At 68.2% G+C, this 13470-nt stretch carries 16 protein-coding genes; all 16 read right to left on the reverse strand.

Features of this window, described 5'->3' with window-relative positions:
* Window positions 1-123: 123 nt before the first annotated feature.
* A complete protein-coding gene (locus AB0J66_RS11025) occupies window positions 124-573 on the reverse strand; it encodes a flagellar basal body-associated FliL family protein (protein WP_364658479.1) in 450 nt (149 codons plus the stop codon).
* Between the two features lie 14 nt (window positions 574-587).
* Complete coding sequence (locus tag AB0J66_RS11030; protein ID WP_364658482.1) at window positions 588-1601, reverse strand: flagellar motor protein MotB; 1014 nt, start codon at window positions 1599-1601, stop codon at window positions 588-590.
* Window positions 1602-1604: 3 nt separating this feature from the next.
* Window positions 1605-2396: a motility protein A gene (locus tag AB0J66_RS11035; protein WP_364658484.1), complete on the reverse strand. Its 792-nt coding sequence runs from the start codon at window positions 2394-2396 to the stop codon at window positions 1605-1607.
* A gap of 2 nt (window positions 2397-2398) precedes the next feature.
* Window positions 2399-2677: a flagellar FlbD family protein gene (locus tag AB0J66_RS11040; RefSeq protein WP_097318682.1), complete on the reverse strand. Its 279-nt coding sequence runs from the start codon at window positions 2675-2677 to the stop codon at window positions 2399-2401.
* 199 nt (window positions 2678-2876) lie between these two features.
* Window positions 2877-4145 (reverse strand): flagellar hook protein FlgE, encoded by a 1269-nt coding sequence (locus AB0J66_RS11045; protein ID WP_364658486.1) that lies wholly within the window; start codon window positions 4143-4145, stop codon window positions 2877-2879.
* Between the two features lie 27 nt (window positions 4146-4172).
* Window positions 4173-4730 carry a flagellar hook capping FlgD N-terminal domain-containing protein gene (locus AB0J66_RS11050; protein ID WP_364658488.1) on the reverse strand — a complete coding sequence of 186 codons (558 nt, stop codon included), beginning with the start codon at window positions 4728-4730 and terminating at the stop codon, window positions 4173-4175.
* A gap of 121 nt (window positions 4731-4851) precedes the next feature.
* On the reverse strand, window positions 4852-5340 hold the full coding sequence (locus AB0J66_RS11055) for a hypothetical protein (RefSeq protein ID WP_364658491.1): 489 nt from the start codon (window positions 5338-5340) through the stop codon (window positions 4852-4854).
* A 7-nt stretch (window positions 5341-5347) separates the two neighbouring features.
* Window positions 5348-5710 carry a response regulator gene (locus AB0J66_RS11060; protein WP_364658494.1) on the reverse strand — a complete coding sequence of 121 codons (363 nt, stop codon included), beginning with the start codon at window positions 5708-5710 and terminating at the stop codon, window positions 5348-5350.
* A complete protein-coding gene (locus AB0J66_RS11065) occupies window positions 5707-6192 on the reverse strand; it encodes a chemotaxis protein CheX (protein ID WP_364658497.1) in 486 nt (161 codons plus the stop codon). Before AB0J66_RS11065 ends, AB0J66_RS11060 begins: the two co-directional genes overlap by 4 nt.
* Window positions 6189-6575 (reverse strand): response regulator, encoded by a 387-nt coding sequence (locus AB0J66_RS11070; protein WP_364658499.1) that lies wholly within the window; start codon window positions 6573-6575, stop codon window positions 6189-6191. The genes AB0J66_RS11065 and AB0J66_RS11070 overlap by 4 nt, the downstream gene beginning before the upstream one ends.
* Window positions 6576-6582: 7 nt before the next feature.
* Window positions 6583-7428, reverse strand: a complete 846-nt coding sequence (locus tag AB0J66_RS11075; RefSeq protein ID WP_364658502.1) for a protein-glutamate O-methyltransferase CheR — start codon at window positions 7426-7428, stop codon at window positions 6583-6585.
* Complete coding sequence (locus AB0J66_RS11080) at window positions 7425-8621, reverse strand: chemotaxis response regulator protein-glutamate methylesterase (RefSeq protein ID WP_364658504.1); 1197 nt, start codon at window positions 8619-8621, stop codon at window positions 7425-7427. Before AB0J66_RS11080 ends, AB0J66_RS11075 begins: the two co-directional genes overlap by 4 nt.
* A 14-nt stretch (window positions 8622-8635) precedes the next feature.
* Window positions 8636-9508, reverse strand: a complete 873-nt coding sequence (locus tag AB0J66_RS11085; RefSeq protein WP_364658506.1) for a hypothetical protein — start codon at window positions 9506-9508, stop codon at window positions 8636-8638.
* Window positions 9508-9945, reverse strand: coding sequence for a chemotaxis protein CheW (locus AB0J66_RS11090; RefSeq protein WP_203772359.1), 438 nt, complete (start codon window positions 9943-9945; stop codon window positions 9508-9510). The genes AB0J66_RS11085 and AB0J66_RS11090 overlap by 1 nt, the downstream gene beginning before the upstream one ends.
* A 1-nt stretch (window position 9946) precedes the next feature.
* Complete coding sequence (locus tag AB0J66_RS11095; RefSeq protein WP_364658509.1) at window positions 9947-12298, reverse strand: chemotaxis protein CheW; 2352 nt, start codon at window positions 12296-12298, stop codon at window positions 9947-9949.
* Window positions 12299-12389: 91 nt separating this feature from the next.
* Window positions 12390-13088 carry a response regulator transcription factor gene (locus tag AB0J66_RS11100; RefSeq protein ID WP_364658512.1) on the reverse strand — a complete coding sequence of 233 codons (699 nt, stop codon included), beginning with the start codon at window positions 13086-13088 and terminating at the stop codon, window positions 12390-12392.
* Window positions 13089-13470 lie beyond the last annotated feature (382 nt).

Raw genomic sequence — 13470 nt, forward strand, 5'->3', positions numbered from 1 at the left:
GCAGCTGTGGTCACGTTGTCCCCATCGGCTCGTTTCCGGAACGGCTGAGCCGGAGCGCCGTTTCGTCCCCGGAAACGCCGATCGGGCGGGTCCACCGAAGTGAACCCGCCCGAAGGGGAAGTCTTACTGCGTCACGAACTGCGTGTAGTAGATGCCCATGACTTCCTGCGTCTTGTCGACCGTGTAAGCCTTCACGATCTTCGCGAGCAGCTCCTCCTTGATGGCCTCGCGGCCCTTCTCGGTCTCCAGCTCGGCGACCTTCTTGCCGGTGTACTCGTCGATCGCCAGCTCGATGGCCTCGCTGGTGTCGACCGCCTCGGCCGCGTCCGCCGTCTGCTGCAGGGAGAACGCCAGCTTGAGGTAGTGGCCGTCGGCCAGGTTGATCGTCAGCGCCTCGTCGATCGCGGTGACCGCGCCCTTCTCGGGGGCGGCGGCCTCGGCGCTGTCGCCCTTCAGCATGAAGAACGCCCCGCCACCTCCGCCCAGCAGCACCACCGCGGCGAGCACGATGATCATCAGCATCTTCTTGGACTTCTTCGGCGCCTCGGCGGCCGGCGTCTGCTCGGTGCTCATATCGGAACTCCCCCTCAGTTGTGTGCGCTGGTGGTGCTGGACTCAGTGGTGGTTTCGGTCGTGCTGCTGGATTGCTGAGCGGCCTTGGCGGCCTGGGCCGAGGTCTGACCGGAATGCAACTTGCTGTCGGCGCCGGAGGCGGCCGGCAGGAGCGCGGCCTGGTCGGCGGTGAGCGTGGTCAGGACGACGATGTCGACACGGCGGTTCATGGTGATCGAGCGCGGGTCGGACGGGTCGATCAGCGGCTTGGTGTCGGAGTTGCCGACGGCCGTCATGCGGGTCTTGGCGATGCCCTTGTTGACGAAGTAGCGCACCGTCGTCGAGGCACGAGCCGCGGAGAGCTCCCAGCCGCTCGGGTAGTACGACGTCTGCACCTTGAGCTGGTTGGTGTTGCCGTCGACCTCGATGTTGTTGGGCAGGTTCTTCAGGGTCGGGGCGATCGCGTCCAGGATCTTCTTGCCACCGGGCCGCAGGTCCGCCTTGTTGCCGGCGAAGACCACGTCGTTGGTGAGCACCGTGACCACCAGGCCACGCCGGTCGATGGTGAACTTGACCGAGCCGAGCAGCTTCTGCGCGGCGAGCACGTCCGAGATCTTGTTCTCGATCTTCTTGAGGTTCTCGGCCTCCTTGGTCGCGGCCTGAGCGTTCTTGGAAGCCTTGGCGCGGTCCTCCGCGGCCATCGCCGCCTTGACCGCCTCCTGCTGCTTGGCCGTCAGGTTGGACGAGCCGGCCTTGCCGTCGCCCGGGTTGGCCCCCGGCGAGATCGCCACGACCTCGGTGCTCTGACCGGCGCCGTCCAGCGTCGAGGTCTGGCCGGAGAAGGCGGCGCTCTGCGCACCGAAGCCGGACGAGAGGCCCGACGCCAGCTCGGCGAACTTCTTCATGTTGACGTCACTCATCGAGTACAGGACCACGAAGAGAACGAACAGCAGGGTCAGCATGTCGGCGTACGAGACGAGCCAGCGCTCGTGGTTGACGTGCTCCTCGTGCTCCTCGTGACGCTGCTTGCGCTTGCCGCCTGAGCTCATGGGTTACGCCGCCTTCTTGGTGTTAGCGGCCGCCTCGGCCTTCTTGGCCTCGTCCGGCGGGAGGAGGCTGCGGAGCTTCTGCGCCACGAGGCGCGGGTTGGAGCCGGCCTGAATGGCCAGGACACCGTCGACGACCAGCTCCATCTCCTCGGCCTCGATGCCGCTGAGGCGGTCGAGACGAGCGGCGAGCGGCAGCCAGAGCACGTTGGCGCTCAGCACACCCCAGAGGGTGGCGACGAACGCGGCGGAGATCGAGTGACCGAGCGTCTCGGGCTGGTTCAGGTTCTCGAGCACGTGCACGAGGCCCATGACCGTACCGATGATGCCGATCGTCGGGGCGTAACCGCCCATGTTCTCGAAGAGCTTCTTGCCGGCCTTGTCGGCCTTCTTCTTGGCCGCGATCTCGGCGTGCAGGACGTCGTGCAGCTCCTCCGGGTCGGTGCCGTCGATGGCGAGCTGCAGACCGCGCTTGAGGAAGGGGTGCTCGACCGTCTTGACCGCGTCCTCGAGGGCCAGCAGGCCCTCACGGCGGGCCCGCTCGGCCAGCTTGACGATGCTGTCGACCAGCTGCGTGGGCGGGACGACCTTGGCCAGGAAGGCCTTCTGGAGGCTCTTGCCGATGCCCGTCGTGTCCTTGAGGACACCGCCGGCCATACCGGCCATGAGCGCTCCACCGAACACCAGGAGCATCGAGGGGATCAGGATGATGGAGGCCGGTGAACCGCCCTCCAGGATCTGCACCGTGAAGATGATGATGAAGGCAACAACTACACCGACGATCGTTGAGATATCCATGTTCAGCGGTCCTTCCGGTGCAGCGTGAGCACCTGGGCGTCGTGGTCGTCGTCAGACGGGATGGCGGCGGCCGCGGGCTGGGCCTCGAGGCGGGAAGCTTGGGAGATCAGCGAGGCGCGGTAGTGGCGCACTGAATCGATGAACTCGGGTACGGACTCGGCGATGACGTACTTGGTGCCGTCGACCAAGGTGATGACCGTGTCGGGCGTGCACTCGGCGCGCTCGATCAGGTCCGGGTTGAGGGCGAACACGGCACCGTTGATGCGGGTTACGAGGATCACGATCATCCGTCCTTGGGTGGTGGTGTGGTCCTGGGCTGTAGGACCCTCCGTGGCCCTTCACCTGGTACTTCGGCCACCTGACGGTTGCCGATGAGATCCATCCAGTCGCTGTTCGGGTGCAGCCGATCGGATAGACAGAGCGGCCGGGACAGGCACTCAAGTGCCTGTCCCGGCCGCCGGCCGGACTGCTGCGGAACTACTAGCGCTTCATGCTGACGAGCTCCTGGAGGAGCTCGTCGGAGGTCGTGATGACGCGGGAGTTCGCCTGGAAACCGCGCTGGGCGATGACCAGGTTGGTGAACTCCTGAGCCAGGTCGACGTTCGACATCTCGACCGCGCCGCTGATCACCTGGCCGAGGCCGGAGCTGGTGGGCGTGCCGACCTGGGCCAGGCCGGAGTTCACGGTCGCGCGGTACATCGAGTCACCGGTCTTCTCGAGACCGTTGACGTTCTTGAAGGTGGCCAGGGCGACCTGGCCGAGGATCTTCTTCTGGCCGTTGCTGAAGGCGCCGATGATCTGGCCGGTGTCCGACACCGTGTACGACAGCGAGGCCAGCGTGCCGGCCGCGTTGCCGTTGGAGTCGGAGACCCGGGCCTCGGTCAGGCCGTGGTACATGGTGAGGTCGGAGCCGTCGACGGTCATGGTGTCGCTGAGGTTGGGGTCGAGATCCGAGAGACCCGAGAACTCCAGTGACTTGGTAGTCGGCTTGCCGTCCTCGAACGTCAGGGTGCCGGCCGGGGTGGCCATGTCCTTGGCGTTGGCGAAGTCGCCCGACTTGCCCATCTTCACGTCGTACGTGCTCGGGTTGACCCCGGCGTCGGAGGTTCGCGTGAAGTAGGCCGACAGGCTGACCGGGTTGCCGAACTTGTCGAACGCCTTGAACGGGATCTCGATGGGCGGGATCGTCGAGACGTCCGTGACGTCCTCCGGCACGTCGAAGGTGAGGTTGCCCTTGATCTCGACCGTGCTGGTCGGCTTGGGCTCGATGCTCTGGCCCAGCGGCATCTTGATGTCGCCCGGCTTGGCCGCGGTGTTGACCACGCCGTCCTCGGCCGTCCAGCCCTGCACCGGATCACCGGTGGCGGTCGAGAGCATGCCGTTGGCGTCGAAGAAGAACGAGCCGGCCCGGGTGTAGAGCTCCTCCTGGCCACGGCGGGTCATGAAGAAGCCGTCGCCCTGGATCATCATGTCGCCGGCCTTGCCGGTCGCCTGGGCCGATCCCTGGCTGAAGTTCGAGGTGATGCCGGCGTTGCGGACACCCAGGCCGACCTGGGCCGGGTTGGTACCGGCCATGCCGTCCTGCGGGGCGCCGGCCGCGCCGACCATCTGGCTGAGCGTGTCCTGGAACTGCACCGAGCTGGCCTTGTAACCGACGGTGTTGACGTTGGCGATGTTGTTACCGGTCACGTCCATCATCATCTGGTGGGCGTGCAGACCACTGATGCCCGAGTAAAGAGAGCGCAGCATGAATAGATCCTTCGCGGTGGAGAGGAATTACGGCTTGGGTGTCTCTGAGGTCTCGTCCTTGGCCGCCGGCTTCGGAGCCGGCGCCGGAGCGGGAGCCGGCGCCGCTGCTGGTGCCGGTGCGGCGGCCGGGGGAGCGGCTGCTCCCTGCGTCTGGACTTCCATGACCTTGGACAGCTGCACTTCCGTGTTCCCGACCCGGAGCGTCGGTTCGCTGCCGCCGTTGAGCTTCGCGGCCGATATGACCCCGGTCGCCTGAGCCCCCGACTCGTCGAGGTAGGTGACCGTCTTGCCGACCAGGGAGCTGGCCCCGACGAGCTGCTGGGCCTTGAGCATGTCGGCGACCTCGCCGAGCTTCTCGACCTGGGTGAACTGGGCGGTCTGGGCCAGGAACTGGGTCGAGTCGGCCGGCTTGCTGGGGTCCTGGTACTTCAGCTGGGCCACCAGCAGTTTGAGGAAGGTGTCTTTGTCGCCGAGCGACTTGGGCTTCTCCGGGGTGTCCGCCTTGGCCGCGGCCGCCGCGGCGGCGGCGGCCGATGCGGCGAAGGTGCCGGACGGTCCCGTGGATCCGGAAGTCGGTGAGGTCATCACGCACTCCTGTCCTTATAGCTAGCTCGAACTACGCTTCGACAGGTCGGCGGAAATGCTTAGCCACGAAAAAACGCGAGGCCGCTGAAGAGCGGCCCCGCGTCGTTTGTCGTACGTCCGGTCACGGCGCGAGAGAAAGGCTGAACTTTCCCTTTCCGTACCGGTTCACCTCGACCATGAGGTCGACCCGGCGCCCGAGCGCCATCAGGTGGGCGCGGGCGTCGGCCGGCAGCGGATCGCCGGGGTAGATCACCTGGTACATCTTGATGTGCGGGCCGCCCTCGCGGTTGAGGAGGCTGGTCAGCACGTTGCACAGCTCGAAGACGTTCTCGGCGAGATTCGGGAAGAGCTTCTTCTCGTCGATGCTGTCCTCGGCGGCGCCGGCCGGCAGGAGGCCGAGGGCGGCGCCGGCGTTGGCCGACAGGGTGAGATCCATGCCGAGCACGCCGTAGATCTGCTGTGCGTTGTCCGTGAAGATGGCGATCGTCGAGGTGTTGACCTCATCCGCGGAGAGCGGGTCGCCGGGGCTGACGGTCACTTCCCGGCCGAGCAGGTCCTCGAAGAGGTTGCGGACGGCCAGGGTGCCTGGAAGAACGGAGACATCAGACATGTCGTAATCATCCCAAAATAGGAGCGAAGACCTCATCGAATCGCTCAGCCGAGAACGGCTTCACGATGAAAAAAAGCGCACCGGCGGCGTCGGCCTGATCTTTCATCTCAGGCGTGCTCTCCGACGTCACGAAACCGAACTTGACGTCGTTGCCGGCCGCGCGGAGTTGCCGCAGCACCTCGATACCTGTCATCTCGGGCATGTTCCAGTCCGAGAGGACCAGATCCGGGTTCTCCGACTTGGTCATCTCGAAGGCCTGCTTGCCGTCCGCGGCCTCGATCAGCTCATGGTCGCCGAAGCCGGCCTGGCGCAGTGTGCGGACCACGATCTGCCGCATCACCCGACTGTCATCAGCGATGAGAATCTTCATTCCGCGCCCTCCTTGTTGTCGCCGCGGCTCTGCCACATGGAAATGGACACCGGTTCGCCGTCCCAGACCCCGTAGACGCCACTGATGCGCTGGGTGTTGGGAAAGCGAGCGGTCGATTCGGGCGCGAGAACCACCTGCGGCAGGGACAGCAACGCCCCCGGCGGCAGCATGGCCTTCACGTTGCCGCCAACGATGTTGGCGAGCTCACCGAGCACATCGGACACGTCCTCCTCGCTGACCTCGTCCATCTCCATGGCGAGGAAGGCGGCGGCGGCCCGGCGGGCGGCCGACGTGGAGGACGCGTAGACGATGTGCCCGGTCCAGGATCCGGTGATGGAGACCGAGGAGTGCACCTCGGAGGGCTGGTTCTCGTCGTACGTCGGGATCAGGGGGCTGATGCCCTCCGGATCCAGGTACGACTCCCACACCTGCTCCACCATCTCGGCGAGGTCGTTCTCATTGACCTCGACTTCGACGCTCATGAATTCGCTCCGGTCGGGACGAGGCCCAGCAGGGCCAGCTTTTCGATCATTGCGCCCTCGGTGAAGGGCTTGATCACGTACTCGTGGGCGCCCGCGGCGAGCGCCCGTACGATCTGGCTCTGTTCGCTCTCGGTGGTGACCATGACCAGCGTCATCTCGCGCAGACGCGGATCAGCCCGGACTTTCGTGACGAACTCGAGCCCGTTCATGTTGGGCATGTTCCAGTCGATGAGGGCCAGTTCCGGCACCTGATCGAGGGTTTCCAGCAGGTCGAGAGCCTCCTTGCCGTCGCCTGCCTCCAGAGCCTCGAAGTCGAGCTTCGAGACAATGCGCTTGAGGATCATGCGCATCGCGCGGGAGTCGTCGATCACCATGGCGCGCATCGCGGCTTCATCCCCTTCTCGCGGCGCCCGCGGGCGCTCCGGTACGTGCTCGGTAGGCGGACGTGCGGCCGGCGGCCACCCGCTCGTAGTTGTCGTCGATCCCGATCGTGGTCTCGGCCGCCCCCAGGAAGAGCCAGCCGTCGGGCCGCAGCACCTTGGCCATGTTCTGCAGCACGTTGCGCTTGGTGGCCACGTCGAAATAGATCAGGACGTTCCGCAGGAAGATCACGTCGAAGGGCTGCATGGCCGGGAACGGCGTGGTCAGGTTCATCAGCTTGAACGACACGTTGCGGCGCAGCTGCTGACTGATCCGCCAGTGCGCGCCGGCCCGCTCGAAGTACTGCACGAGCTGCTGCGCCGGCAGGCCGCGGTTCACCTCGACCTGGCTGTACTCGCCGGTCTCGGCCCGCTTGACCATCTCGGTCGAGATGTCGGTGCCGACGATCTCGTAGGACCAGCCCGGCGGGAGGTTCTCCTGCAGGGTGATGGCCAGGCTGTACGCCTCCTGGCCGCTCGAGCTGGCGGCCGACCAGATCCGGATCTTGCGGGTGGCCGAGCGCGACTTGACCAGCTCGGGCAGGACCACGTCGGTCAGCGCCATGAACGGCTCGCGATCCCGGAACCACGACGTCTCGTTCGTGGTCAGGGCGTCGATGATCTTGCGCTGATTCTGCGGGTTGGGGCGGCGCTGCAGGTCGGCGAGGAACTCGTTGACGTTCGGCGCCCCGACGGCCCGGGCGACCGGGATGAGCCGGGCCTCGACCAGGTACTCCTTGCCCGGGGCGAGCACGATCGAGGCCTCCCGCCGCACCAGTTGCGCGACGAAGGTGAATTCGGCCTGCGAGAGAGTCATCGGGCCACCGCCGCCGACCGGCCGCTCTTGATGCGGCTGACCAGGTGGGCCGAGATCCGGTCGAGCGGCAGGACCTCGTCCGCCAGGCCGGCCCCGACGACCGCGCCGGGCATACCCCACACCACTGAGGTGGCCTCGTCCTGCGCCAGCACCTCGGCGCCCGCGTCTCTCAGCACTTTCGCACCACCTCGTCCATCGTGTCCCATTCCTGTCAGCACGGTCGCGTACGCCGAAGCGCCATAGAGGGCCGCCACCGACCGGAACATCACGTCCACGGCCGGGCGGCAGGAGTTCTCCGGCGGCGCGCCGCTGAGCTGGGTCAGCGTGGCGGTGCCCCGGCGGTGGAACACCAGGTGGTTGTCGCCCGGCGCGATGTAGGCCCACCCGGGGGTCAACTCCATCCCGTCGGTCGCCTCGACCACCCGCAGCGGGGTGCTGCGGTCCAGCCGCTCGGCGAACATCTTGGTGAAGACGGGCGGCATGTGCTGGGTGACCACGATCGGCACCGGGAAGTCCGCGGGCAGACCCTGCAGCACCTTGGTCAGCGCGTCCGGTCCGCCGGTGGAGGAGCCGATCGCCAGGATGTCGATCCGGCCACCCGGTCCCGTCCGCTTGACCGGGCGGGCCGGGGCGGCGCCGGGCGGGGCCGCGCCAGGGCGGCCCGGTCCCGACGGCGGTAGTCCGGCCCGGGGCGGCGCCGTGCCGGGCCGGGCCATCGGGCGGGCCGCGGTGGCCGGGCCGGCCGGGCCGGGGCGGGTCGCCGGGCCCGCGGGCGCGGTGCCGGGGCGGCGCTTGCCGGCCAGCGCGTAGATCTTGGGCACGAGCTCCCCGCGTACGGCGGCGATCGACTCACTGACCGAGCCCACGTTGCTGGGCTTGGTGACGTAGTCGGTGGCGCCGGCCGAGAGCGCCTCCAGCGTGGCCGTCGCGCCCGAGGCGGACAGCGTGCTGAACATGATCACGGGGATGTGCTTGTGGCGCTTGCGCAGCTCCCGGACCGCCGTGATGCCGTCCATCTGCGGCATCTCGATGTCCATGGTGATCACATCGGGCTTGAGCTGATCGATCTTGGCTTGGGCCAGTTGCCCGTTCGAAGCCGTCCCGACGACCTCGATGTTCTCCGCACCGCCGAGCGCGTCCACGATCAGCCGGCGGACCACCACCGAGTCGTCCACGACGAGGACCGAAATCACCGGACCACCCCCCTTCACCCGAGCCACGCGGGACCGAGAGCGGCGACCACGGGTGCGAGGAGACGATGGGCGGTGGAAGTGTCCAGAAGATCCCGCACCACCAGCGCCTGCACCGCGCCGCTGAGCATGTTCCACACCCCGCCGGCCCGGTCGGCCAACGGGATCGCGGCCGTGTCGACGGCCTGTACCAACAGCATCTGCGCCGCGGCGGCGGTGCGGACCCGATCCGAGAGATACGCCGCCCAGGAGGCGGAATGCACGGCCGGCGACCATCCGCCGGCGTTGCGCCGGGCGTCCTCCGCCGAGGCCACCAGGCGGCTGAGATCCGTCGAGCGCAGCGACCGCAACCGGTCGAGCAGCGCCGAGACCGTGTAGTGATGGGGCCCGAGGTCGATCGGCGCGCCGGTGGGGAGGCGGCGCATCGCCGCCACCCAGCCCGCGCCGAGCCGGCGCCGGGTGTCCGAGTCCAGCACCTCGCGGAGGTAACTGGCCACGGCCGCGTCGCAGATCAGCCCGGTCGCCGCCGCGGCGGTCTCGGTCTGCGTGGCGTCGCGGCCGGCGCCGGTCCACGTCCAGGCCATCACGTCGTACCGGATGCAGGTCAGCAGCGCGTCCACCGAGCCGATGGGCGCCCGCTCGACCAGCGCCAGGCTGCCGGCCGGGTCGTCCTTCGACATGCCCTTGAGCGACGGCATCCGGTGGGCCGCGCTCTCCACCTCGACCCAGAGCAGACCGCGCGTGCCCTCGTCGGGCAGGCGCTCGGCCAGCACCGGCAGGTCGGCGGCGCTCAGCCGTAGTCCGCGCAGCAGCACCTCGGCCGTCGCCGACCCGCCACTGAGGCGGGTCAGGTCGAAGCCGAGCACCGGGGCGCTGACGAGGCTGTACATCAGGTGGTGGCGCGGTGCGTGTCGACGGCCTGGTTGACGTCCAGGGCCAGCATCAGGCGGCCGTCCAGCTTGAACGTGCCCACCACCAGCTCCCGGGTCGGCCCGCTGAGCGTGTCCGGCGGCGGCTCGAACGTCGCCTCGTCGAGGTCGACCACCTCGCCGATCTTGTCGACGACCAGGCTGACCGGCTCACCGTCGCCGCGCAGGATCACGTTCATGACCGGGCCCTGCAGCGCCTTGCGGGCCATGCCGAGCTGGACCCGCAGGTCCACCGCGGCGATCACCTGGCCGCGGAGGTTGAACAAGCCGCCCACCGCCGCCGGCGCCAGCGGCACCGGGGTGTACTCGTTGTACGAGAGCACCTCCTGCACCGTGTGCACCTCGACGCCGAAGAGCTGATCGGCCACCTCGAACGTGGCGAACTGTCGGCTCGCCATCTCAGGCCTCCACCAGCATCTCGTCGTTCTCCAGGTCGGTGTAGAAGTTCGGGTCGGCGGCGAGGATCGCGCGGCGGACGTCGAGCAGCTCGGTCACCCGCTGCTGGATCACCGCGGTGCCGACGAGGCCGTCCTCCTCCGCGTCCCGGCGGGCCGTGGTCGAGTTCTCGGCGATGTCGACGATCCGGTCCACCACCAGGGCGACGCTGCGGCCGCCCTCGCTGTAGACGACCACCGACACCGTGTCGCCGTCCGGCTCCTCGCCGTACGCGCCGAGCAGGTGCGACAGCCGCACCAGGGGCAGGATCTGCCCGCGGTACTGGACCACCTCCCGCGAGCCGGCGTGCTCGATGCGGTCCCGCGGGAACTCCTCGAGCCGGGTGACCGTGTCCAGCGGGATCGCCACCCGCCGCTCGCCCACCGCGGTGACCAGCAGGCGCTCGCCGGTGCCGCCCGCGCCCGCGGCCCGCGACGACGAGTCCATGCCCTTGCGCTCGGCGTCGGCGGCCAGGTGGCTGCGCCGGGCCAGCGACGAGACGTCGAGGATCAGGCCCACCTTGCCGTCGCCGAGGATGGTCGCGCCGGCGTACAGCCCGATGTCCTTGAGCCGGCTGTTGAGGGCCTTGACCACGACCTCCTCGGTGTTCAGGACCCGGTCGACGACCAGGCCGAACCGGCGGCCGTCGGCCTGCAGGACCATGATGTAGACACCCTGGTCGCCGGCCACCTCGAAGCCGAGCGCCTTGTCCAGGCGCACCAGCGGGAGCAGTTTGCCGCGCAGCCGGTAGACGGGTGCGCCCGAGGCGTACTCGATCTTGGTGGACTGCCCGTCGATGAAGACCAGCTCGAGCACCGCCACCTGCGGCACCACGTACCGCTGGTCGCCGCAGTCGACGGTCAGGGCCTGGATGATGGCGAGCGTCAGCGGGATGGTGAGCCGCCAGACGGTGCCCTCACCGGGCGTCGAGTCGACGCTGACCGCGCCGCCGATGTTCTCGATGTTGGTCTTGACCACGTCCATGCCGACGCCGCGGCCGGAGACGTTGGTGACCTTGGCCGCGGTGGAGAAGCCGGGCTGGAACACCATCGCCATGATGTCGCGCTTGTCCATGTTGGGGATCTGCTCGGCCCGCAGCAGGCCGTTCTCCACGGCCTTCTGGGCGATCCGCTCCACGTTCAGGCCGGCGCCGTCGTCGGCCACCTCGACCGCCACGTGCCCACCCTCGTGGTAGGCGCGCAGGGTCAGCGTGCCCTCGGGGCCCTTGCCGGAGGCGGCCCGGCGCTCCGGGTCCTCGATGCCGTGGTCGACCGCGTTGCGCACCAGGTGGGTCAGCGGGTCCTTGACCGCCTCGAGCAGGCTCCGGTCGAGCTCGGTCTCCTTGCCCTCCATGACCAGCTCGACCTTCTTGCCGAGCGAGTTGCTCAGGTCGCGGACGACCCGGGGCAGCTTCGACCAGATGTGCTCGATGGGCTGCATGCGGGTCTTCATGATGCCCTCTTGCAGCTCACTGGTGATCATGCCGAGCCGCTGGGCGCTGCGCACGAGCGTGGCGTCGCCGATCTCCATGACGCCGCGGACGAGCTGGTTACGGGCGAGCACGAGCTCGCCGACCATGTTCATCAGGGTGTCGAGCAGGTCGACGTCGACGCGGATGGCGCTGTCGGCGATGCTGCGCTTGGGGGCCTGCTGCTGCAGCGCCTCGTTGACCGCGGCCGGCTGCGCCTTGCCCTCGTCGAGCAGGATCGTGCCGAGCTTGCGCTCGTCGCCCTCGATCTGCTGCTGGAGCGCGGAGCTGACGTCGGCCGGCTGGGCCGCGCCCGACTCGACCAGGATCTCGCCCACCGGCTTGCGCTGGTTCTCCACCGGTTCCGGCGCCGGGCGGACCTCCGCGATCGGCTCGGGCGTCTCCTCCGCTTCGGTCTCGGCCTCACCCGCGGGCTCGGCCGGAGCGGCAGCGGCCTCCCCGCCGGCGTTCATCTGCGCATGGACCTGCGCGATGATCGACTCGATGTCGACGTCGCCCTCGACGTTGTGCTCCTCGATCGACGCGAGGATCGAGCGCACGCCGTCGATCGTGGCCAGCAACGTGGTGATCGTGGCCGGGGTGACCGGCATGACGCCGTCCCGCAGCTTGGAGAGCAGCGACTCGCCCGCGTGGGCGAGGGTCTCCAGCCGGGTGAAGGCCAGGAAGCCACTGGTGCCCTTGATCGTGTGGATCGCCCGGAAAATCCGGGAGATCAGATCACGGGAGTTGGGCTCCTGCTCCAGATCCACCAGGTCACGGTCGATCTGGTCCAGGTTCTCGTGGCTCTCCATGAGGAATTCGCCGACGATCTCACCAAGGTCTTCCACGCTTACTACCTCCTGCTCGCCTTCCCACAGCCCTCATCGACGATCGATCGCGTCATCTGAGGACACCCGGAGGTCGACCGAATGGGAAATTTCAGCCCTCTCCGCCCGGACGGCGGTAGCGGTAGCCGAATCCGCGAACGGATTCGATGGGTGAATCGTCGGGATCGGACCACCCGAGCTTGCGGCGCAGCCGCAGAACGGCGAACTTGACCCGCTCCTGACCGATGCCGGTGGGGTCGTCCCACGCCTGCGTCAGCAGCTGGTTCGGGCTGAGCACGGCGCCGGCGTGCCGGACGAGGGCGTTCAGCAGCCGGAACTCGGTCGGCGTCAGGCGCTTCTCGTCACCCTTGACGTAGACCCGGCGCTTGGTCGGGTCGAGGTGTACCAGCCCGTCGTCGTAGACCTGGCTGGCCCACTGGTTCTGACCGCTCGACGAGCGGCGCAGCAACGCCTCGACCCGGGCCAGCAGCTCGTTGTTGGCGAACGGCTTGGTCAGGTAGTCGTCGGCGCCGCCGCGCAGGCCGCGGACCTTCTCCGCCTCCTGGCCGTGCGCGGTGAGCACCAGCACCGGGACGTCGGAGACGTCGCGGAGCCGCTCCAGCACCTGCCAGCCGTCCATCTCAGGCAGGCCGACGTCGAGGACCACCAGGTCGGGGTGCTCGGCGTACGCCTCCTTGAGACCGGTACGCCCGTCGCCGGCATGCGCGACCTCGTAACCCGCACGGCTAAAAAGCAGCCGCAGGGCAAGAGCGATGTCCGGATCGTCCTCGACCACGAGAAGGCGACTCATGCTGTGCTCACCCTGCCCCCACCCCTCGCTCGTGCTCTTCGTCCGGGCACGACCGTCCGCCGGGGCGCCGGGATCGGCGTCCGGTGGCTCGTTGCCTTTTTCGCAGAGGTCCCGCTCGGCGTCGCTCGCACGACCGCCGGCTTCGGAATCAACCGCGCAAACCCACGATAGCGTGATGTCACGGCCTATTTACGGACAGTCACAGTTTAGCGAGCTAATCGACCGCCGGGGCGCGGTCCGCCCGGATCGACCGAGAGGCCCCCGGCCGTCCCGCCGAAACCCATCCCCTCAGCCTGACACTTTCCCGTCCGCGGATTCCGGTTTCCGGCAAATAAGGGACGTAAGACCAATTAACCGCTGCGATAGGCCTAGATGGGCCGAC

This window comes from Actinoplanes sp. NPDC049598, from assembly GCF_040675435.1.
In the GTDB taxonomy this organism is placed as follows: Bacteria; Actinomycetota; Actinomycetes; order Mycobacteriales; family Micromonosporaceae; genus Actinoplanes.

Bases quoted from the DNA above. Each gene is read 5' to 3' on its own strand.
- AB0J66_RS11055 (WP_364658491.1), bottom strand. From the start codon at position 5,340: ATGTCTGATGTCTCCGTTCTTCCAGGCACCCTGGCCGTCCGCAACCTC.
- AB0J66_RS11030 (WP_364658482.1), bottom strand. From the start codon at position 1,601: ATGAGCTCAGGCGGCAAGCGCAAGCAGCGTCACGAGGAGCACGAGGAG.
- AB0J66_RS11050 (WP_364658488.1), bottom strand. From the start codon at position 4,730: ATGACCTCACCGACTTCCGGATCCACGGGACCGTCCGGCACCTTCGCC.
- AB0J66_RS11035 (WP_364658484.1), bottom strand. From the start codon at position 2,396: ATGGATATCTCAACGATCGTCGGTGTAGTTGTTGCCTTCATCATCATC.
- AB0J66_RS11085 (WP_364658506.1), bottom strand. From the start codon at position 9,508: ATGTACAGCCTCGTCAGCGCCCCGGTGCTCGGCTTCGACCTGACCCGC.
- AB0J66_RS11060 (WP_364658494.1), bottom strand. From the start codon at position 5,710: ATGAAGATTCTCATCGCTGATGACAGTCGGGTGATGCGGCAGATCGTG.
- AB0J66_RS11045 (WP_364658486.1), bottom strand. From the start codon at position 4,145: ATGCTGCGCTCTCTTTACTCGGGCATCAGTGGTCTGCACGCCCACCAG.
- AB0J66_RS11075 (WP_364658502.1), bottom strand. From the start codon at position 7,428: ATGACTCTCTCGCAGGCCGAATTCACCTTCGTCGCGCAACTGGTGCGG.
- AB0J66_RS11070 (WP_364658499.1), bottom strand. From the start codon at position 6,575: ATGCGCGCCATGGTGATCGACGACTCCCGCGCGATGCGCATGATCCTC.
- AB0J66_RS11100 (WP_364658512.1), bottom strand. From the start codon at position 13,088: ATGAGTCGCCTTCTCGTGGTCGAGGACGATCCGGACATCGCTCTTGCC.
- AB0J66_RS11025 (WP_364658479.1), bottom strand. From the start codon at position 573: ATGAGCACCGAGCAGACGCCGGCCGCCGAGGCGCCGAAGAAGTCCAAG.
- AB0J66_RS11090 (WP_203772359.1), bottom strand. From the start codon at position 9,945: ATGGCGAGCCGACAGTTCGCCACGTTCGAGGTGGCCGATCAGCTCTTC.
- AB0J66_RS11065 (WP_364658497.1), bottom strand. From the start codon at position 6,192: ATGAGCGTCGAAGTCGAGGTCAATGAGAACGACCTCGCCGAGATGGTG.